Here is a 20,495-nt window from a genome sequence, read left to right on the forward strand (position 1 = left end):
TAGCCGGACGCCCCTCGCCGGGCGCCGCTGGCTGGACACCCCTGGTCGGACGCCGCTGGCTGGACACCCTTGGTCAGGCGCCCCGGTCCAGCAGGCCCGCGCGGCTATAATGCCCGCATGAATGCTCACCATCAGACCTTCGACGCCGCGGTGATCGGCGGCGGGCTCGTCGGCAAGACCGCCGCGCTCGCGCTGACGCAGGCCGGCCTGCGTGTCGCGCTGCTGGCGCAGCACTGCGCGCCGCTGGCACCCGACGCCGCATTCGACTCGCGCATCTATGCGCTGTCGGCCAGTTCGCAGGCATTGCTCGAACGGCTGCGGGTCTGGCAGGCGCTCGATACGGCCCGGCTGTCGCCCGTTTACGACATGCGCGTCTATGGCGACGCGCACGCCGAGTTGCATTTTTCAGCATTCCAGGCGGCCGTGCCGCAACTGGCGTGGATCGCCGAATCGTCGCTGATCGAGCAGGCGCTCGATTCCGCATTGCGCTTCCAGCCGAACGTCACGTGGTTCGACGCGCGCGCGCAAGGGCTCGACGTGCAGCCGCGCGGTGCGACGATCGGTCTGGCGAACGGTAACGTGCTCGAAGCGGATCTCGTGGTCGGCGCGGACGGCGCGCATTCGTGGGTGCGCGCGCAGATCGGCTCGAAGGCCGACCGGCGCGATTACCGGCAAACCGGTGTGGTCGCCAATTTCAAGGCGGAGCGGCCGCACGGTGAAACCGCGTACCAATGGTTCCGCGACGGCGAGATCATCGCGTTGCTGCCGCTGCCGGACGGTCATGTGTCGCTGGTCTGGTCCGCCCATGCCGATCACGCTGAGGAATTGATGGCGCTCGCGCCGGCGCGTCTCGCGGCCGAAGTCGAACGCGTCACGATGGGCGCGCTCGGCGCGCTCGAGTGCGTGACGCCGGCCAAAGGCTTTCCGCTTGCGCTGCAGACGGTCGATCGGCTTGCGGCGCCACGCGTCGTGCTGGTCGGCGACGCCGCGCATCTGATCCACCCGCTCGCCGGGCAGGGGATGAATCTGGGGTTGCGCGATGTCGCGTCGCTCGCCGATGTGATCGCGAAGAAAGAGGCGTTCCGCGATCTCGGCGACATGGTGCTGCTGCGCCGCTACGAGCGTTCGCGCAGCGAGGACATCCGCGCGCTGATGATCGCCACGGATGGTTTGCAGCGGCTCTTCGCGGTGCCGGGGTTTGTCGCGCGCGCGGTGCGTAATGCCGGGATGGCGATCGTCGGCGCGCAGCCTTTGATCAAGCGCTGGCTCGTGTCGTCGGCGCTCGGCTGACGCCGCGCCGGCGCGGAGCTGTCAAGCGGCGCGCAAGCGAACCGTAACCGGAAAGGGCAGGCGTGCAGCCCGATATCACCGGGCGCATCCGGTGCGACAAGCAGAATGAACAGCGGGACGAACGGTGCCAGCACCTGCTGGTCCCAACCGTATCAACAGCGTGCGCGATCGCGCACGCGAACGCCATGCACTTCGTGTGCAATGGCAGCATCGAACGAGGGAGTTCAGAGATGAAGAAACGTATTCGCATAGCGGCGCTCGCGCTGACGATCGCGGCCGTCACGCTCGGTTGCTCAGCGCAGGCCGACCAGACCACCGACAAGCTGAAATCGACATTGCAGTCTCGCCTTGGCGCCGACGTCACGATCAAGGGCGTGTCGAAGTCGCCGATTGCCGGGCTTTACGAGGTGAACCTCGGCACGCAAATTCTGTATACCGACGCGAATGGCGACTACCTCGTGCTCGGCGACATCGTCGATGCAAAAACGCGCAAGAACGTCACCGAGGCGCGTCTGGCCGACCTGAACCGGATCGACTTCGGCAGCTTGCCGCTCGCGAACGCGGTGAAAGTGGTGAAAGGCGACGGCAGCCGGAAGATCGCCGTGTTTTCCGATCCGAACTGCCCGTATTGCCGGCAGCTCGAGAACACATTGAAGTCGGTTGACAACATCACGGTGTACACATTCCTGTATCCGGTCCTGTCGCCGGATTCGACCGCGAAAGCGAAGTCGATCTGGTGTTCCACCGATCGCGCGAAGGCATGGGAATCGTGGATGCTGGATCGACACTCGCCGACCGCGGCCGGTACGTGCGACACCGCCGCGATCGACAAGAACCTGTCGCTCGGCCAGGCAATGAACGTGAACGGCACGCCGACCGTGTTCCTTGCCGACGGCCGGCGTTTGCCGGGCGCGGTGCCTGCCGACCGACTGGACAAGGAACTGGCCGCGGTGCATTGAGCGAGCGGTGTCACGTGCCGGCCGGCGGATGCGCTACCGCCGTCCCCGGCTGGCCGCTCGAGCGTTTCGAGGGTTCCATTCCATCCGCACCATTGTCCGACCGTCCCGCCGATGAAGCCGATCCGCTACACCATCGTCCCAAAGCAACCCGCCGCTCATCTTTTCGAAATCACCGTCACGGTTGCCGACCCCGATCCCGACGGCCAGCGCTTCATGCTGCCGGTGTGGATTCCGGGCAGCTACATGGTGCGCGAGTTCGAACGCAACATCATTACGCTGCGCGCGTTCAACGACGCCGGCCGCAAGGTGCGTATCGACAAAACCGACAAACATACATGGCACGCCGCGCCGGTGAAGGGCGCGTTGACCTTGCGTTACGACGTGTACGCATGGGACATGTCGGTGCGGGCCGCGCATCTGGATGACAGCGTCGGGTTCTTCAACGGCACGAGCGTGTTTCTCGCAGCGCTTGGGCACGAGGAGGCGCAATGCGTGGTCGATATCCGCAAGCCCGATGGTCCGGCATACCGCGCGTGGCGCGTGGCGACCGCGCTGCCGGAAGCGCGCGGAACGAAGCGCTATGGCTTCGGCGAATATCAGGCGCAAAACTATGACGAGCTGATCGACCATCCGGTCACGCTCGGCGAATTCGAGCTCGCGACCTTCAAAGCGCATGGCGTGCCGCACGATATCGTGATCGCGGGACGCGTCGTCGGGCTCGATATGCCGCGGCTCGCGGCGGACCTGAAACGCATCTGCGAAGCGCAGATCGCGCTGTTCGAGCCGAAATCGAAGAAGGCGCCGGTCGATCGCTATGTGTTCATGACGCAAGCGGTCAGCGATGGCTACGGCGGTCTCGAGCACCGCGCGTCGACCGCGCTGATCTGCAATCGCACCGATCTGCCGGTCGCGGGCCGCACGGAAATGACCGACAGCTACCGGACGTACCTCGGCCTGTGCAGCCACGAGTACTTTCATACGTGGAACGTGAAGCGTATCAAGCCGGCCGCGTTCGCACCGTACGATCTGACGCGCGAGAACTACACGACGCTGCTGTGGCTGTTCGAAGGCTTTACGTCGTACTACGACGACCTGATCCTCGTGCGCAGCGGTGTGATCAGCGAAGACGACTATCTGACGATGGTCGGCAAGACGATCGGCAGCGTGCTGCGCGGCAGCGGGCGGCTCAAGCAGAGCGTCGCCGAAAGCTCGTTCGACACATGGGTGAAGTATTACCGGCAGGACGAGAACGCAACGAATGCCATCGTCAGCTATTACACGAAGGGTTCGCTCGTCGCGCTCGCATTCGATCTGACGATTCGCGCGCAGACTGGACATCGCCGCTCGCTCGACGATGTGATGCGCGTGCTGTGGCAGCGCTACGGCCGCGATTTCTACCGCGGCAAGCCGGTGGGCGTCGAAGAGGCTGACGTGGAGGCTTTGTTTGCCGACGCGACGGGCGCTGATCTGGCGGACCTCTTTGCGAATGGCGTGCACGGCACGCGTGACTTGCCGCTCGCGGAATTGCTCGCGCCTGCGGGCATCGAGTTCGTGCCGGATGCCGGGACGAACGGCAAGCCGTCGCTCGGCGTGCGCCTGCGAGGCGGCGCGGAATGTGCGCTGGCCGTCGTGTACGACGGCGGCGCCGCGCAGAAGGCGGGGCTATCGGCCGGCGACGTGCTGGTCGCGCTCGACGGCCTGCGCGTAACTGCGTCGAATCTGGATGCGCTGCTCGCGCGTTATCTGCCGGGGGCGAAAGTCGAGGTGCATGCGTTCCGGCGCGACGAACTGCGCGTCGCGCAGCTCAAGCTGGATGAGCCCGAGGCGCTGCGCTACCGGCTTAAGGTGAAGGACGAGACGTCGGGAAAATCCGGGAAGGCGGGCAAGTCCGGCAAATCGGCGAAATTGGGTCACGGCGGCAGCCATGGCAGTTCGGACGCGTCGCGTGGCTGGCGCGCGCGCTGGCTCGGGATCTGAGCGATATTTTCCCGCGACGGCGGAGGCAGGCGAGGCGGGCGTGCCCGCTGTGGACGTGCAGTTGCAGCATCCAACGCGCGTTTCCGGTGCGATTGTTCCGCTGTTGCAACAATCCTTCGCTGCGGCACTACTTTTTCAAGTGTCGATGAGAATTCAGAATGGCTCCACTCGCGCAACGCTGCGCCCCCTAAATGGAGTCAGACAGATGACCACGATCCTGCAAATCAATTCCGCGGCCCGCTCGCAAGGTGCTCAATCCACGCTGCTGTCGAACGAACTTACCGAAAAACTGCAACAGTCGAAGCCGGGCGCGCGTGTTGTTGTGCGTGATCTGTATAGCGATGCGCTGCCGCACCTCGACGACAACATCCTCGGCGCGTTCTTCACGCCGGCTGACCAGCGCACGTCCGCGCAACAAGCGATTGCCGCGCGCAGCGATGCGTTGATCGCCGAGCTGCAGGCCGCTGACGTGATCGTAATCGGCGCGCCGCTGTACAACTTCGGCATCTCGACGCAACTGAAGACGTATTTCGACTTCATCGCACGCGCCGGCGTCACGTTCAAGTACGGCGCGACCGGTCCGGAAGGCCTCGTGAAGGGTAAGAAGGTGTATGTCGTATCGGCGCGCGGCGGCAAGTATCTGGGCACGCCGGGCGATTCGCAGACGCCTTATCTGACAACGTTCCTCGGCTTCCTCGGTATGACTGACGTGACGTTCATCTACGCGGAAGGCCTGAATATGGGTCCGGAGGCGGCGCAAGCGGCGTTGGCCGGTGCGCGTGATGCGATTGCCGCTGCTGCGCAAGCCGTTGCCGCCTGACGAAAGGGCAGCAGAAAGCGCCCGCGTGACGGGTCAAGCGGGCGAAGCGTTGAACCGATGTTCATGATGTGACGCGACGCTATCCTCGTCGTCACCGAACGCGAACGCCGCGGAACACAATTCCGCGGCGTTTTCTATTGGAGAGCCTGAATGAGTGAGCGCCCGAATGGCGGGGTGTGCACGCCGTCAGGCGAGTACTTGTGCTTCGTCGGGCAGTCGCCAGTCGATCGGTTGACGGCCGTGCGCTTCGAGATACGCATTGGCCAGCGCAAAATGCCGGCAACCGAGAAATCCGCGATGCGCGGAAAGTGGCGACGGATGGGGCGCTTCCAGCACACAATGCGGCTTGCCGCCGAGCAGCGCGCGCTTCGCCTGGGCGTGCGCCCCCCATAGCATGAATACCAGCCCTTCGTGGCGTACCGCAAGCTCGTGAATCAGCGTGTCCGTGCATTTTTCCCAGCCGCGCTTCGCGTGACTCGCAGCCTGATTGCGTTCGACGGTCAGCACCGTGTTCAGTAGCAGCACGCCCTGTTTTGCCCACGCATCGAGACAGCCGTGGGCCGGCGATGGGTAGCCGAGGCTCGCGGTGATTTCCTTGAAGATATTGCGCAGCGACGGCGGCGGCCTTACCGCGGGCGGCACCGAGAACGCGAGGCCATGCGCCTGCGGCGTGCCGCGATCTTCGCCGTGGTACGGATCCTGGCCGAGAATCACGATTTTCACGTCGTCGGGGCTGGTTAGACGCAATGCGCGGAATACATCGGCTGGGTAGACGGTTTTGCCGGCTGCCCGTTCGCCATCGACGAAACGACACAGCGACAGGTAGGCGTCGCTGTCGACAAACGGCCGCAGATGCGCGCGCCACGCGGACGGCAGCGCGTCGAACTGCGATTCGAGTGACGCAGGGGCGGCCGGCGCGGATGTCGTCGACGCAGTGGACGACGCAGCCGACGACGCGCCGGCATTCGACGCGGGTGTTTCGTCGCCAAATAGCGAGCCTTGCGACGAAGCAGAGCGGGAACGGTTAGCAGAGGTCATGGGCGCAGAGTGTCGCAGCTAATGCGGCGCGGCTCAAGACGTGTCCGGAAAATGGCTGTCGCGCGGGCAACGGCGATGAGCTAACGGCCTCGAGTGGATTCGGTCACTGGCGGAGGACTACGCCGCGTCGGTCCCGCTTTCACGCAATTGATAGCCACGCTGCGCCTTGCTGATATCGTCCGGTACGAGGCCCGGCACGCTCGCCATCAGCTCGGACGCAAGCGCGTGCAGCACGGCCTCATCACCGCCTTTCAGTTCGAGTTCGACTTCGCAAATGGGTGCGCGGCGCGATGCGCGATCCCCCACCGCGACGATCTCGCCGCGATCGATCGCCGCTTCGATAGCCGTGCCGTCCTTGACGACCGGCCACAGCGTGCGCGTGAAAGTCGTGCGAAACAATTCGATCAGCTGCGGCGCGGCGTCACGCAATGCCGCGGCCGCGTCGGGATCGTCGCAGATCTCGCGCAGCGCGTCGATTTCCAGCGCGGGTCCGGCGACCGGCATTTCCCATTCGTGCCGGCTATGCATACCCGCTTGTGCATGGCCGACGGTCTTGAACGTCTGTAGCCAGCCATCCGGCGTGCGGCGCAGCCGCAGTGCGCTCTTCGAGCGGGCGAGTGTCAGCGCCGGCGTATCGAAATACAGATTGTCGAGTGCGATCGGTTTGCCGGGTTGGCCGGTGCGGGCGGTGAGCCATTGCGCGGCTGCCTCGGCCTGATCGGCCGGCAGTGCGAGCTTGATTTCGCGTTCGATGCCCATCGTGACTCCGTGCTCCAGTGGCTGCGCTGCCGCCAGCGTTATACAAACCGCCGGCGCGCAACGCGTCAGAAAAACATCCGCGCGAGTTCGACGCCCGGTTCTTCCGCCCGCATGAACGCCTCGCCGACGAGAAACGTATTGACGTCCAGCGCGCGCAGCCGCTCGACGTCGAGTCGCGACAGAATGCCGGATTCGGTGACGACGATCCGCTCGTCCGGAATCATCTCAAGCATGCCGATCGTCGTGTCGAGCGATGTTTCGAACGTGCGCAGATTGCGATTGTTGATGCCGATCAGCGGCGTTTTCAGCGTCAGCGCTTCGACGAGCTCGTTCTTGTCGTGCACTTCCACGAGCACCGCGAGGCCGAGCGAATGCGCGAACGCTTCGAGGTCCTGCATCTGCGATGTTTCGAGCGCGGCAGCGATCAGCAGGATTGCATCGGCGCCCATCGCACGGGCTTCGACGATCTGATATGGATCGATGATGAAGTCCTTGCGCAGCACCGGCAAATCGCATGCGGCGCGCGCCTCTTCGAGATATGCGGCGCTGCCTTTGAAGAACTGCACGTCGGTGAGCACCGACAGACAGGCGGCGCCGTGCTGCGCATAGGATCGTGCAATTTCTGCGGGCACGAAATGCTCACGGATCACGCCTTTCGACGGACTCGCCTTTTTAACTTCGGCGATCACCGCGGGTTTGCTAGCCGCATGCTTCGCACGCAATGCGCCAACAAAATCGCGATGGTCGCGCGCCGACGCTTCGAGGCGCAAGGCTTCGAGCGGTGCGCTTTGCACCGCCGCACGCACTTCTGCGCGCTTGACGTCGATGATGCGTTCGAGAATATCGCTCATGGCCGTTCCCATACCTGAATCATGACTTGAACTGCTGGGTAAAGCGGACCAGCTCGTCAACCTTAGCCCGCGCGCGGCCGCTTGCGATGATTTCGCGCGCAAGGTCGATGCCGCTTGCGATCGACGACGACACGTTCGCCGCATACAACGCCGTCCCCGCATTGAGCACGACAATTTCCCGCGCGACGCCCGGCTTGTTGTCGAGCGCTTCGAGCAGCATCACTTTGGACGTGGCCGCATCGGCGACTCTAAGCGTGCGGTTCGACACCATTTGCATGCCGAAGTCCTCCGGATGGATTTCGTACTCGTGCACTTCGCCGCCACGCAGTTCGCCGACCAGCGTCGCGGCGCCGAGCGACACTTCATCCATGCCGTCCTTGCCGTACACGACCAGCACGTGCTTTGCGCCAAGCCGTTGCATCACGCGTACCTGGATGCCGACGAGGTCTGGATGAAACACGCCCTGCAACTGGTTCGGTGCACCCGCCGGGTTCGTCAGCGGGCCTAGGATGTTGAAAATCGTCCGCACGCCGAGTTCGCGGCGTACCGCCTGCACGTTCTTCATCGCCGGATGATGGTTCGGCGCGAACATGAAGCCCATGCCGGTTTCGGCGATCGATTCCGCCACCTGCTCCGGTTGCAGCTCGATATTGACACCCAGCGCTTCGAGTACGTCCGCGCTGCCCGACTTGCTCGACACGCCACGATTGCCGTGTTTCGCGACCTTCGCGCCGGCGCCGGCGGCGACGAACATCGTCGCGGTCGAGATATTGAACGTGTGTGCGCCGTCGCCGCCGGTGCCGACGATATCGACGAAATTCGAGCTGTCCGGCACGTCGACCTGACGCGCGAACTCGCGCATCACAGTCGCCGCGGCGGCGATTTCCCCGATCGTTTCCTTCTTGACGCGCAAGCCGGTGAGGATCGCCGCCGTCTGCGCCGGCGATAGCTCGCCGCGCATGATGAGCCGCATCAGATGCAGCATTTCGTCGTGGAAGATCTCGCGGTGCTCGATCGTGCGCTGTAGCGCTTCGTGTGGCGTGATCATGTCGCCTCCCCTTGCGTTGTTGTTTTACGCGCCGTGCGGCGCGGCGGCGTGTTTCGACTGCTTGATGAAATTTTCGAGCAGTGCGTGGCCGTGTTCGGACAGGATCGATTCCGGATGGAACTGCACGCCTTCGACCGCCAGCGTCCTGTGGCGCACGCCCATGATTTCGCCATCGGGTGTCCACGCGGATACCTCGAGGCAGTCGGGCAGCGATTCGCGCTCGATCGCCAGCGAGTGATACCGCGTCACCGTGAAGTGCTTCGGCAGGTCGGCGAACACGCCTTTGCAGTCGGTTTCGATCTGGCTCACCTTGCCGTGCATGATCGTTTGCGCGCGCACGACGCGGCCGCCGAACGCTTCGCCGATCGCCTGATGGCCGAGGCACACGCCGAAAATGGGAATCTTGCCGGAGAACGCGCGTAGCACGTCGAGCGTGATGCCCGCGTTCTGCGGATTGCTCGGACCTGGCGACAGGCAGATGCGCTCGGGGTTCAGCGTCGCGATTTCGTCGGTCGTGATTTCGTCGTTGCGGTAGGTTCGCACGTCTTCGCCGAGTTCGCCGAAGTACTGGACCAGGTTATAGGTGAACGAGTCGTAGTTGTCGATCATCAGCAGCATGGTCTTTCTCCGGTCAGAAGTCGCTATCGAGGCCGTCTTGCACCTGTTCGGCGGCGCGCAGTACCGCGCGCGCCTTGTTCTCGGTCTCCTGCCATTCGGATTCGGGCACCGAGTCGGCGACCACGCCTGCGGCGGCCTGCGCATACAGATAGCCGTTGGCGATCACGCCGGTGCGAATCGCAATGGCGAGATCCATGTCACCGGTAAACGACAGGTAGCCGACTGCGCCGCCGTATAAACCCCGTTTGACGGGCTCGAGCTCGTCGATCAGTTCCAGCGCGCGTACCTTCGGCGCGCCGGACAGCGTGCCGGCCGGAAACGTCGCGCGCAGCACGTCGAAATTCGTGATGCCGGGCTTCAGCTTGCCTTCGACCGAGCTCACGATGTGCTGCACGTGTGAGTACTTCTCGATCGCCATCTTGTCGGTGACCACCACCGAGCCGATCTGCGCGATGCGGCCGACGTCGTTGCGCGCAAGGTCGATCAGCATCACGTGCTCGGCGATTTCCTTCGGGTCGTTCAGCAATTCGGTCGCAAGCTCGGTGTCGCGCTCGGGCGTGTTGCCACGCGGACGCGTGCCGGCGAGCGGGCGGATCGTGACCATTCGGTCGTCGCCGCGCTTTTCCTGACGCACCAGAATTTCCGGCGATGCGCCGACCACGTGAAAGTCGCCGAAGTTGTAGTAATACATATACGGCGAAGGGTTCAGCGAACGCAGCGCGCGATAGAGCGAAAGGGGATTGTCGCGATAGGGTTTGGTCAGACGCTGGCCGACCTGCACCTGCATCAACTCGCCGGCGGCGATGTATTCCTTCGCTTTGCGGACGGCGGCGAGATAGTCGTCCTTCTTGAACTCGCGATAGATTTCGGTGCGAACGCTGGCGGACGTCACCGGCGGCTGCACCGACACGCGCAGGCGCTGGCGCAGTTCACGCAGTCGCTGTTTGCCGCGCGTATACGCTTCGGGCGCGCTCGGGTCGACGTAGACGACGAGGTACAGCTTGCCCGCGAGGTTATCGATAACCGCGACTTCTTCGGTCAGCAGCAACTGGATATCCGGCAAGTTCAGATCGTCCGGCGGCGCCGTGTGCGCGAGCTTCTTTTCCATGTAGCGCACTGCGTCGTAGCCGAAGTAGCCGGCCAGACCGCCCGTGAAGCGCGGCAAGCCCGGGCGTTGCGCGACCTTGAAGCGTTTCTGGAACTGCTGGATGAAATCGAGTGGATCGCCTTCGTGCGTTTCGACGACCTTGCCGTCCTTGACGATCTCCGACACGCCGCCGCTGCGCGTGCGCACCAGCGTGCGCGCGGGCAGGCCGATGAACGAGTAGCGCCCGAAGCGTTCGCCGCCCACCACCGATTCGAGCAGGAATGAGTTCGCGCCGTTGCGCTCCGATTGCGCGAGCTTCAGATAAAGCGAGAGCGGCGTTTCAAGATCCGCGAGCGCTTCGGCGATTAGCGGAATGCGGTTGTAGCCCTCGTTCGCGAGAGACTGGAATTCGAGTTCGGTCATGTTCCGATCCTGTTCGTACGTCCGGCCGCGGCGGGCGTCGGACAAAGCGGGGCGTTGCGCGGCCGGTCAGGGCTCGACGTGTGTACCGTTGAATGTGACCGGCGCGCGCTTTCCCGACAATGCGTATTTGCCTTCAGCGTGGACCGCGAATGTACATCAGGTACATGACGGCCAGCGTCCAGCAACGCAACTGAAAAGCCAGTTAATAGCCACGAGACAGCCAGGAACCAGCTAGAAAGCGGGAAAGCGCGTGGTGCGCAACGAACTAAAAACGGTGCTGAAGACGTGCTTCAGCCTACCTCGGAGAGAGGTTAGTGCGACCAGCGACGCCAGGGCCATGCTCCCCGGTCGATGCTGCTCAGACTCCGTTTTTTGTTCAGAAACATGAGGAAGGATTGTCAGGTCAGTGAGGATTTCAGGCTGAGGCACGTGCCTCCGGATTCGCCTGATTATGTGCTGCGATAACCTTGGCGGCCTCGAGCAGAGTGGCCACTATACCATCCGATTTAATTGTTTGTATAGCCTGGCCATGGTTATAGCCATAAGGCAGCGTGAGCGTTGCCATGCCGGCTGCGCGGCCCGCGAGCGCGTCGTTCTCCGAATCGCCGATCGCGACGGTCGCCTGCGGTGGCACCTGCATGGCCTCGCAGGCGGCGAGCATCGGCAGCGGATCGGGTTTTTTCTTCGCAAGACTGTCGCCGCCGATCACGACGCTAAAGAGCGGAAACAGTCCGTACTGCTTCAGCAGTTCGAGCGCGAACCGGTGCGGTTTGTTGGTGACGCAAGCGAGCTTTAGTCCCGCGCCGCGCAGTGCGGTGAGGCCCGCTTCGACGTCCGGATAAAGCCGCGTATGCAGCCCGTTGATCTTCGCGTACTCCGCCTGGTAGATCGCCAGCGCCTCGTCGAAACGTTCCTGCGCATGATCGGCGGGAAAGCGCGGCGCGAGCACGCTGCGGATCAGATGTTCCGAGCCTTTGCCTACGTAGTCGATCACTTCCTCGCGCGATGTTTCTTCCGCGTCGAGTTGCGCAAGCATTCCGTTCAGGCCTGCGGTGAAATCGTCGGCGGTGTCGACCATCGTGCCGTCGAGGTCGATGATCGCCGCGACGACGCGCGGCGCGGACAAAACAGGGGCGGCGTAGCGAGGAGGCGTGGTCGTCATGTCAATGCTCGATGTTGGCGAGGGCGCTGCGCATCTGGCCGATGATGGCCTTGTAGTCAGGGTGTCCGAAAATGGCGGAACCGGCGACAAAGGTATCCGCGCCGGCAGCCGCGATCTGCGCGATGTTGTCGATCTTCACGCCGCCATCCACTTCGAGATGGATCTCGCGGCCGGTCTTGTCCCGGTATGCGTCGATGCGCTCGCGCGCTTCACGCAGTTTGTTGAGTGCCTCGGGAATGAACGACTGCCCGCCGAACCCCGGATTCACCGACATGATCAGCACGAGATCGACGCGGTCCATCACATGGTCGAGGTAACTGAGCGACGTGGCCGGGTTGAACACGAGGCCGGCTTTGCAGCCGTGATCGCGAATCAACGTCAGCGTGCGGTCGATGTGATCGGACGCTTCCGGGTGAAAGCTGATCACGTTCGCGCCGGCTTTCGCGAAGTCCGGCACGATGCGGTCGACCGGGCGCACCATCAGGTGCACGTCGATCGGCACCTGCACGTGCGGGCGGATCGCCTCGCACACGAGCGGACCGATGGTCAGATTAGGCACGTAATGGTTGTCCATCACGTCGAAGTGGATCCAGTCCGCACCGGCGGCAACCACGTTGCGGACTTCTTCACCGAGTCGCGAGAAATCGGCGGACAGAATACTGGGGGCGATGTGGAATTGCGTCATGTCGGAGGCCGGACGGTTTGGCGAAAAGCGTTATTTTACCGTCACATGCGTGTGGAAGCCTTGTCCGGATGGCCTACGCGGTTGCGGGCGTGCGTTTCATCAAGCAGAATGCCAATTCATCACGAACTGCCCGTCTGCAACGCGTCGCAGTCTGTCGCGAACGGTTTTTTCTTACAGACCCGCATTGGCGTTCGCACCGGTTTGCGCAACGGGCCTCATCCGAGGTTTTACGCAGGCCGCACTACTTTGGAATCAGGCAACAGGATGAGTCAGTATCAATTCAGCGTGTCTACGCAGGTGCGTTACCTGCCTGATGAGTCGGATCCGGAACGCCGTCAATATGCGTTCGCGTACACGCTGACCATCCGCAATACCGGGCAGGCGCCCGCGCAGCTGATCGCTCGCCACTGGGTCATTACAGATAGTGAAAACCACGTTCAGGAAGTGAAAGGTCTGGGTGTGGTCGGGCACCAGCCGCTTCTCAAACCGGGCGAGCAATTCGAATACACGAGCTGGGCCGTGATCGCGACGCCCGTCGGCACGATGCGGGGCGAGTATTTCTGTGTGGCGGAAGACGGCGAGCGTTTCGAAGCGCCGGTGCCTGAATTCGTATTGCGCATGCCGCGCACGCTGCATTGAAGCGGCGCGGATTCATTCCCCCGTTTTCTTCCGGGCCGGCTAGCGGCGCGGTGGCTGCTGCGTGGACGCTTGCGCGTTCTGCGCCGGCGGCGTGTTCTGCGCTTGCTGTGCCTGTTGCCTCAGTTGCTGTTCCTTGCGCGCCATCTTCTTCTTACCGGACGTGGTCCATACCACGATGAAGACGAGCAGGAACAGCGCCAGAAACGACTCCAGCGCAAAGATGAGCATCGGATATTCGTCGAGCAGATCAGACATAGCGGTTTCCATCAAGAACGAGCATTGTATGCGGTTTGTCCGCGGCGCCGCGCTTTGGGCCGTGTCGGTTTCGATGGCGGTGATGCTTGCCGCGTGCGGCGGGCGTGGGACGGTTCGCCCGTCCGGGAATCCGCCGACCGGCGCGGCGCTTATCCCGGGGCAGATCGCCGCCGCGCGACTGACACCGGTCGCGTGGCAGCAGGTGCCGGGCTGGCAGGACGATTCGCTGATCGGCGCGACGGCTGCGTTGCGGCAAAACTGCGTCAGGCTCGCACGTCAACCGAACTGGCAGCGTGCGTGCGTGGCGGTCGAGCAGATCGACGATCTCGACGTCGCCGGGGCGCGGACCTTCTTTGAAACCTACTTCACGCCGTTCCAGTTCGCGAACGCCGACGGCACGCTCGACGGACTCGTGACCGGCTACTACGAGCCGTTGCTGCATGGTTCGCGCACGCGACATGGCGTCTATCAGACCGCGTTGTACCGTTGGCCGGCCGGTTACCGCGCAGGCGAGTCGCTGCCGGCGCGCTCGCAACTCGAGCGCGCTGGCGCGCTGGACGGCAACGAACTTGTCTGGGTCGACGATCCGATCGAAGCGTTTTTCCTGCAAGTGCAAGGGTCGGGACGCATCGTGATGGAAGACGGCAGCGTGATGCGAGTGGGCTTCGGCGGGACGAACAATCAGCCGTACCGGTCGATCGGCCGCTGGTTGCTGGACCATGGCGAAATCACGCCTGCGCAGGGGACGATGCAGGGCATCAAGGCATGGGCGCGCGCGAATCCGACGCGCGTCGATGCGTTACTCGACACGAACCCGCGCTTTGTATTCTTCCGCGAGATGACGCCAGCCGATCCGGCGCCGGGTGGCGGAGCCGATGGTCCGATCGGCGCACTCGGCGTTCCGCTTACGCCGGAGCGTTCGATCGCGGTGGATCCGTCGTCGATTCCGCTCGGTACGCCCGTGTTTCTACAGACGACCCGGCCGATGACCAACGCGCCGATGAATCGACTTGTGTTCGCACAGGACACCGGCACGGCGATTCGAGGCGGCGTGCGAGCCGACTACTTCTGGGGGCTCGGCGACGAAGCGGGCGATCTGGCCGGCAAGATGAAGCAGAACGGCAGGATGTGGCTGCTGTTGCCGAACTCGTGAACGCCGTATCAGGCGCCGCCCTTGCGCTTGTCGACGACGCGGCGCGCCTTGCCGACCGAGCGCTCGATGCCGTTCACCGCTAGCACGTTGACAATTGCCGTCACCCCGATCAGCGCCTTGATGTCGTAAGCGAGCGTGTCTCGTGCCGTGTTGAGCGCCGGCGAGTCCGGTGCCGTCTCGGGGCATGGTTCGACGTTGATTGTCATCACGTCGAGCGGCCCCTCCTTGGTCAGCACAATCTGATAGTGCGGTGCGAGCGCATGCTGTTTCAGCAGCAGTTCCTCGATTTGCGTTGGAAATACGTTAACGCCGCGCACGATCATCATGTCATCACAGCGGCCGGTGATTTTCTCCATGCGGCGCATTGTGCGCGCAGTGCCGGGCAGCAGGCGCGTCAGATCGCGAGTCCGATATCGGATGATCGGCAGCGCTTCCTTCGTCAATGATGTAAACACCAGTTCGCCGAGTTCACCGTCGGGCAACGCTTCACCCGTCTCTGGGTCGACGATTTCGGGGTAGAAATGGTCTTCCCAGATGGTCGGGCCGTCTTTGGTTTCGACACATTCCGACGCGACGCCTGGTCCCATCACTTCCGACAGCCCATAGATGTCGACCGCATCGATGCCCATGCGTGCTTCGATCGCGCAGCGCATGTCGTTGGTCCACGGCTCCGCGCCGAAGATGCCGACTCGCAGCGAGCTATGCGCGGGATCGACGCCCTGCCGCTCGAACTCGTCGGCGAGCGACAGCATGTAGCTAGGCGTCACCATGATGATGTCCGGGCTAAAGTCCTGGATCAGCTGGACCTGCTTTTCCGTTTGACCGCCACCGAACGGGATTACCGTGAGACCCGCGCGCTCAGCACCGTAGTGCGCACCGAGCCCGCCGGTAAAGAGACCGTATCCGTAGCTGATGTGGACCTTGTCGCCCGAACGCGCGCCCGCTGCGCGAATCGAGCGCGCGACGAGTGACGCCCATGTGTCGATGTCGCGTGCGGTGTAGCCGACGACAGTCGGCTTGCCGGTCGTGCCCGATGACGCGTGAATTCGCGCGATGCGTTCCTGCGGCACCGCGAAGAGACCGAACGGGTAGTTGTCGCGCAGATCTTTCTTGGTCGTGAACGGGAAGCGCGACAGGTCAGAGAGCGTCTCCAGATCGGCTGGGTGGACGCCGGCCTCGTCGAACTTGCGGCGATATACCGGCGAGTTTTCGTAGGCATGCGTGAGCGACCACTTCAGCCTGTCGAGCTGCAGCGCGGCAAGCTCGTCGCGGCTCGCCTGTTCGATCGGATCGAGCGGAAGCGAGTGGGTCATCGAGTGTCTCCTGGTGCTTTTTTGAATGGGTGCAGCGCGGTGCGGCGGCGACGCGACGCCTGGCAATCGCCGGTTCGCCGTTACCTGTCCGCGGGGATCACCGTGCCCTTGATTTGCGTGGATTTGCCGCGGAACATCGCGACGGTTTCGTTCGCGCGATTGGTGATGCGTATGTCGTAGATGCCGGTGCGGCCGGTCAATGACTGTTCGACGGCTTCCGCGGTTAGCAGATCTCCACCATGCACGGGCCGGAGAAACTCGATTGAGCAGCCGGACGCAACGGTGTTGATGTTGTGCGAGTTGCACGCGAACGCGAACGTTGAATCGGCGAGCGTGAAGATGAGACCGCCATGGCAGATGCGATGTCCATTCAGAAAATCGGCACGCACGAGCATTCGCATGCGCGCGTAGCCTGGCCGGACTTCCAGCAATTCAAGTCCGAGCACGCGGCTGCAGGCGTCTGCCTCAAACATTGCAGCGGCCGTCGCGCGCGCGAGTTCGTCGGCGGACATCGGTTCGTTGCGTTCAGATTGCGTCGACATATCAGCGGCCCTCGAAGCGCGGGGTGCGTTTTTCGATGAACGCGCGTACGCCTTCCGCGTAGTCGTGTGACGCGCCCAGTTCGCGCTGCAGATCGCGCTCGAGGTCGAGTTGCTGATCGAGCGTTTGTGTCATGCCCTTGCGCATTGCCAGTTTGGTGGCGGCGATGGCTTTGGTGGGCTGTTGAGCGAGCTGCGCAGCCAGTTTCGCTGCTGTCGGGAGTAATTCACTATCGTCGACCACTTGCCAGACGAGTCCCCAGCTTTCCGCTTTTTCCGCGCTCAGTTTGTCCCCGGTCATGGCGAGGCCAAGTGCGCGCGCGATGCCAATGCGCTGCGGCAGGAACCACGTGCCGCCGGAATCCGGCACGAGGCCGATCTTGACGAAAGCCTGAATGAAACTTGCCGAGCGCGACGCAAGCACGATGTCGCAGGCGAGTGCGAGATTCGCGCCGGCGCCTGCGGCCGTACCGTTGACCGCCGCGATAACCGGCAGCGGTAATGACTGAATCCGGCGTATCAGCGGGTTGAAATGCCGACCGATCACGTCGCCGAGGTCGGTCATCGTGCCCGGCGTAAAGTCGAGATCCGCGAGATCCTGGCCCGCGCAAAAGCCTCGGCCGGCACCGGTAAGCACAAGCGCGCGAGCGCCAGCCGCGTCAACTTCATCGAGTGCCGCCGCAAGTTCCTCGTGCATCGCACGTGTGAAACTATTGAGCTTGTCGGGACGGTTCAGCGTGATTGTGACGACGTGGCTCGTCGAATCGTTGACTACGCGGATCGCTTCATTTGCCATCGGATGTCTCCTCCCACGGGTGACGGTCGGCACAGCGGGGTCGGCGAAAGTCGACCCTTGATTCATGTTAGAGCCCCGCGCTGTTTGGCAACAGTCGGCCAAATGGCATATGCCATTTGGCCGACTTACGCGGTGACCGCTTTCGGTTCAACATGAATGCGACTTTGAACAACGCGGAATCGATTGGCGACAAACGCTGCATCGGTCAGCGCCGCATTCGCAGCAGGGTTCGCGCCGGTACCATGGAAATCGGAGAACGCAGCTGACTGATTGACGAATACGCCGCCGGTCAGATTGATCGACAGTGCGACGCCGCCGCGTAGTGACGCTTCGTGTGCTGCTTTGATCACCGAGTTGTCGGTGCTGTAGACCGAGAGCGTCAAGGCGCCATGTTCAGCGGCGGTATGCGCGGCGAGATCGAGCGACTGATCGGTGGAGTCGGTTGCGATGACGAACGAGATCGGCCCAAACCACTCTTTGGTGAATTGCGCCGAATCGGTAGCGGCATCCAGTTGCAAAACGAGTGGCGTGCGCACGCGCGCATCGGGGAAAGCCGGGTGCTCGAGCGCCCGGCTGTCGACCAGAATCCCACCGAGCTTGCGCGCTTCGTCGATGCGCTGCATCACGCCGTCGTTTTGTATCGCGCCAAGGAGTTCGACTGCTTTTGCCGGTTCCACGAGTATCTTCTCGACGGCGGCGGCCAGCGCTTGCGCGACGGCGTCGAAGGTCATTGCGCCTTCAGCGGTTTTGATGCCGGTGCGAGGCACATAGATGTTCTGAGGTGCGGTGCACATCTGGCCGGAGTACAACGCGAGCGAGAACGCAATGTTGCGGGCGGCGGCTTTGATGTCGTCGACCGAGTCGATCACGATCTGGTTGACACCGGCCTTTTCGGTGAATACGTGTGCCTGATGCGCATGATGTTCGAGCCAGGTGCCGTTCTGCGTGCTGCCGGTGAAATCGATCAGCTTGATCTGCGGGCACAGTGCGAGTTGCTGGGCCAGTTCGCCGTCATTCGGCTCGGTCGCGAGCAAGGTGATGACGTTCGGATCAAAGCCGGCTTCTCGCAGCACGTCGCGAGCAATGCGAACGGTGATTGCGAGCGGCAGGATCGCTCCCGGATGCGGCTTGACGATCACCGTGTTGCCGGTCGCGAGGTCGGCGAACAGGCCCGGGTAACCGTTCCATGTCGGGAACGTGCAGCAGCCGAGCACGAGACCGGTGCCACGCGGGACAACCGTGAAGCGCTTGTGCATCGCGAGCGGCGGGTTTTTGCCTTGCGGTTTTTCCCAGTGTGCATCGGCCGGAACGCGGCGCAACTGGTCCCACGCGTAGGCGACTGCTTCGAGTGCGCGGTCCTGGGCGTGCGGACCACCGGCTTGAAAGGCCATCATGAAGGCTTGGCCAGTGGTGTGCATGACCGCATGGCCCATTTCGAAGCTGGCGCGATTGATCCGTTCAAGAATTTCAAGGCTCACGCCGACCCACGCTGTCGGACCCGCATCCCGCCAGGTGCGCTGTGCGGATACGGCTGCGTCTACTAGCGCGGCCGGGTCGGCCTGCGGATACCGGATGCCGAGCGGAACGCCAAATGGAGACGTTTCGGAGCCCACCGTGTTGCCGTTGGTTGGCTGGTCAATCTCGAAGATGCGGTTCAGATGCGCGCGGAACGCGGCGTCACCGTCGGCATGAGCCGTTTCCCCGTACACTTTGGGACTAGGCATTTCGGCGTACGGGCTCCAGTAGCCGCGCGTTTCGATTGCGGCGAGCGCCTTTTGCAGCGTGTCTTCGTGCTTGCTGAATAGCGAATGGGTCATGGCGGAAGCGATGCGGGACGGGTTGGAAAAGGTCTCGTCGAATAATTGACCGACCGGTTGGTTGGTGAATGGTAGCATTGTTAGCGGCGTGCGCAAAAAATTTCGCGCACTGTCAGTACAACCTCGGAGGATGCATGGCATACGAAAACATTCTGATTGAGACCAGAGGCAGGGTCGGTCTCGTCACACTGAATCGACCGAAGGCGCTCAACGCACTAAACGACGCGCTGATAGACGAACTAGGTGCAGCGCTGCGTGCATTCGACGCGGACGACAACATCGGGGCGATGATCGTGACCGGCAGCGAAAAGGCGTTCGCTGCGGGGGCCGATATCTCGATGATGTCGAAGTACTCCTATATGGACGCGTACAAGAGCGACTACATCACGCGAAATTGGGAGGCGGTCCGGCAGATTCGCAAGCCAATCATTGCTGCGGTGGGGGGCTTTGCATTGGGCGGCGGCTGCGAATTGGCCATGTTGTGCGACATCATCATCGCGGCGGATACCGCGAAGTTTGGTCAACCTGAGATCAAGCTGGGCGTCATGCCGGGTGCTGGCGGAACGCAACGCTTGCCGCGCGCCGTTTCCAAGGCGAAGGCGATGGACATGTGCCTGACGGCGCGTTTCATGGATGCGGACGAGGCCGAGCGCGCGGGGCTCGTGTCACGCGTGGTTCCGGCGGCGTCGCTGCTCGACGAAGCAGTTTCAGCGGCCACGACGATTGCCGAGTTTCCGTTGCAAGCCGTGATGATGGTGAAGGAGTCGGTCAACGCCGCATATGAAACGACCTTGGCTGAAGGTGTGCACTTCGAGCGCCGGCTGTTTCACTCGCTGTTCGCTACTGAAGATCAGAAAGAGGGGATGGCGGCGTTTCTCGAGAAACGCAAACCTGAGTTCAAGCATCGATAGCATCGGTCTTCAAATACCACTTGCACGTGCTGCGGCGAGTGACTAGAATCTCGGTCTTTCGCGCTCTGAGCGGCCTCGTTGCGAGGCATAAGCGGGAGGGTGCGGAAGGCGGGAGCGCCAGTAATGGCGGGGCTTTGCGCGGCGTGTGACGGGGTTGGTGAAGTTAAAAACCTGTTGACGGTGTGAGTGGAAGTCTGCATAATCTCGCTTCTCTGCTGCAACGCGCGGCGGACACGCAGGAAGGTGGTGGGGTGCGGTGGTTGAGCGATCCGGCCTTTTTGCGTGAAGCGATCTTTAACAATACACAGTCGATAAGTGTGGGCGCTTGATGGCGGCGCACGATGGTCTTGGGGCC

General features: G+C 62.9%; 20 protein-coding genes. 7 read left to right on the forward strand and 13 right to left on the reverse strand.

The window, feature by feature from the left end:
- Positions 1-117: 117 nt before the first annotated feature.
- The 4 genes from HV796_RS17970 to HV796_RS17985 all read left to right on the forward strand — a co-directional run bounded on the left by HV796_RS17970 (position 118) and on the right by HV796_RS17985 (position 5,046).
- A complete protein-coding gene (locus HV796_RS17970) occupies positions 118-1,290 on the forward strand; it encodes a UbiH/UbiF family hydroxylase (protein WP_175227834.1) in 1,173 nt (390 codons plus the stop codon).
- A gap of 230 nt (positions 1,291-1,520) precedes the next feature.
- Positions 1,521-2,249 (forward strand): DsbC family protein, encoded by a 729-nt coding sequence (locus HV796_RS17975; protein ID WP_175227835.1) that lies wholly within the window; start codon positions 1,521-1,523, stop codon positions 2,247-2,249.
- A gap of 111 nt (positions 2,250-2,360) precedes the next feature.
- A complete protein-coding gene (locus tag HV796_RS17980; protein ID WP_175227836.1) occupies positions 2,361-4,226 on the forward strand; it encodes a M61 family metallopeptidase in 1,866 nt (621 codons plus the stop codon).
- Positions 4,227-4,431: 205 nt separating this feature from the next.
- Positions 4,432-5,046: an FMN-dependent NADH-azoreductase gene (locus HV796_RS17985; protein ID WP_175227837.1), complete on the forward strand. Its 615-nt coding sequence runs from the start codon at positions 4,432-4,434 to the stop codon at positions 5,044-5,046.
- 186 nt (positions 5,047-5,232) lie between these two features.
- Here the strand turns inward: HV796_RS17985 and HV796_RS17990 are convergent, their stop codons facing one another.
- The 8 genes from HV796_RS17990 to rpe all read right to left on the reverse strand — a co-directional run bounded on the left by HV796_RS17990 (position 5,233) and on the right by rpe (position 12,717).
- Positions 5,233-6,084: a uracil-DNA glycosylase gene (locus HV796_RS17990; RefSeq protein ID WP_175227838.1), complete on the reverse strand. Its 852-nt coding sequence runs from the start codon at positions 6,082-6,084 to the stop codon at positions 5,233-5,235.
- Between the two features lie 117 nt (positions 6,085-6,201).
- Positions 6,202-6,843 carry a CYTH domain-containing protein gene (locus tag HV796_RS17995; RefSeq protein WP_175227839.1) on the reverse strand — a complete coding sequence of 214 codons (642 nt, stop codon included), beginning with the start codon at positions 6,841-6,843 and terminating at the stop codon, positions 6,202-6,204.
- Positions 6,844-6,908: 65 nt separating this feature from the next.
- Positions 6,909-7,694 (reverse strand): indole-3-glycerol phosphate synthase TrpC, encoded by a 786-nt coding sequence (trpC, locus tag HV796_RS18000; RefSeq protein ID WP_175227840.1) that lies wholly within the window; start codon positions 7,692-7,694, stop codon positions 6,909-6,911.
- Positions 7,695-7,713: 19 nt separating this feature from the next.
- Positions 7,714-8,742: an anthranilate phosphoribosyltransferase gene (gene trpD / locus HV796_RS18005; RefSeq protein ID WP_175227841.1), complete on the reverse strand. Its 1,029-nt coding sequence runs from the start codon at positions 8,740-8,742 to the stop codon at positions 7,714-7,716.
- Positions 8,743-8,766: 24 nt separating this feature from the next.
- Positions 8,767-9,360: an aminodeoxychorismate/anthranilate synthase component II gene (locus tag HV796_RS18010; protein ID WP_175227842.1), complete on the reverse strand. Its 594-nt coding sequence runs from the start codon at positions 9,358-9,360 to the stop codon at positions 8,767-8,769.
- Positions 9,361-9,373: 13 nt separating this feature from the next.
- Entirely contained in the window at positions 9,374-10,870 is a 1,497-nt protein-coding gene (gene trpE / locus HV796_RS18015) for an anthranilate synthase component I (protein ID WP_175227843.1), read from the reverse strand.
- Positions 10,871-11,285: 415 nt separating this feature from the next.
- Entirely contained in the window at positions 11,286-12,032 is a 747-nt protein-coding gene (locus HV796_RS18020) for a phosphoglycolate phosphatase (protein ID WP_175227844.1), read from the reverse strand.
- Between the two features lies 1 nt (position 12,033).
- On the reverse strand, positions 12,034-12,717 hold the full coding sequence (gene rpe, locus HV796_RS18025; RefSeq protein ID WP_175227845.1) for a ribulose-phosphate 3-epimerase: 684 nt from the start codon (positions 12,715-12,717) through the stop codon (positions 12,034-12,036).
- Between the two features lie 264 nt (positions 12,718-12,981).
- Here rpe and apaG point away from each other — a divergent pair, with 264 nt between their 5' ends.
- Positions 12,982-13,356, forward strand: coding sequence for a Co2+/Mg2+ efflux protein ApaG (gene apaG / locus HV796_RS18030; RefSeq protein WP_175227846.1), 375 nt, complete (start codon positions 12,982-12,984; stop codon positions 13,354-13,356).
- A gap of 39 nt (positions 13,357-13,395) precedes the next feature.
- On the opposite strand, the gene HV796_RS18035 is transcribed toward apaG, so the two are convergent.
- Positions 13,396-13,611, reverse strand: a complete 216-nt coding sequence (locus HV796_RS18035) for a hypothetical protein (protein WP_175227847.1) — start codon at positions 13,609-13,611, stop codon at positions 13,396-13,398.
- Here HV796_RS18035 and mltA point away from each other — a divergent pair.
- Positions 13,532-14,764, forward strand: coding sequence for a murein transglycosylase A (gene mltA / locus HV796_RS18040; RefSeq protein WP_175227848.1), 1,233 nt, complete (start codon positions 13,532-13,534; stop codon positions 14,762-14,764). The genes HV796_RS18035 and mltA overlap by 80 nt on opposite strands.
- An 8-nt stretch (positions 14,765-14,772) precedes the next feature.
- Here the strand turns inward: mltA and paaK are convergent, their stop codons facing one another.
- From paaK to paaN, 4 genes are all read right to left on the reverse strand, one after another.
- Entirely contained in the window at positions 14,773-16,077 is a 1,305-nt protein-coding gene (gene paaK / locus HV796_RS18045) for a phenylacetate--CoA ligase PaaK (RefSeq protein WP_175227849.1), read from the reverse strand.
- A gap of 80 nt (positions 16,078-16,157) precedes the next feature.
- A complete protein-coding gene (paaI, locus tag HV796_RS18050) occupies positions 16,158-16,619 on the reverse strand; it encodes a hydroxyphenylacetyl-CoA thioesterase PaaI (RefSeq protein WP_175227850.1) in 462 nt (153 codons plus the stop codon).
- A 1-nt stretch (position 16,620) separates the two neighbouring features.
- The gene (gene paaG, locus HV796_RS18055; protein ID WP_175227851.1) at positions 16,621-17,412 is read right to left on the reverse strand and encodes a 2-(1,2-epoxy-1,2-dihydrophenyl)acetyl-CoA isomerase PaaG; all 792 of its coding nucleotides are present in this window, start codon (positions 17,410-17,412) and stop codon (positions 16,621-16,623) included.
- Between the two features lie 125 nt (positions 17,413-17,537).
- Complete coding sequence (gene paaN, locus HV796_RS18060) at positions 17,538-19,229, reverse strand: phenylacetic acid degradation protein PaaN (RefSeq protein WP_175227852.1); 1,692 nt, start codon at positions 19,227-19,229, stop codon at positions 17,538-17,540.
- 134 nt (positions 19,230-19,363) lie between these two features.
- On the opposite strand from paaN, the gene HV796_RS18065 reads away from it, so the two are divergent.
- Entirely contained in the window at positions 19,364-20,140 is a 777-nt protein-coding gene (locus HV796_RS18065; protein ID WP_175227853.1) for an enoyl-CoA hydratase, read from the forward strand.
- Positions 20,141-20,495: the final 355 nt, after the last annotated feature.

This window comes from Paraburkholderia humisilvae (assembly GCF_902859855.1).
Taxonomy (GTDB): Bacteria; Pseudomonadota; Gammaproteobacteria; order Burkholderiales; family Burkholderiaceae; genus Paraburkholderia; species Paraburkholderia humisilvae.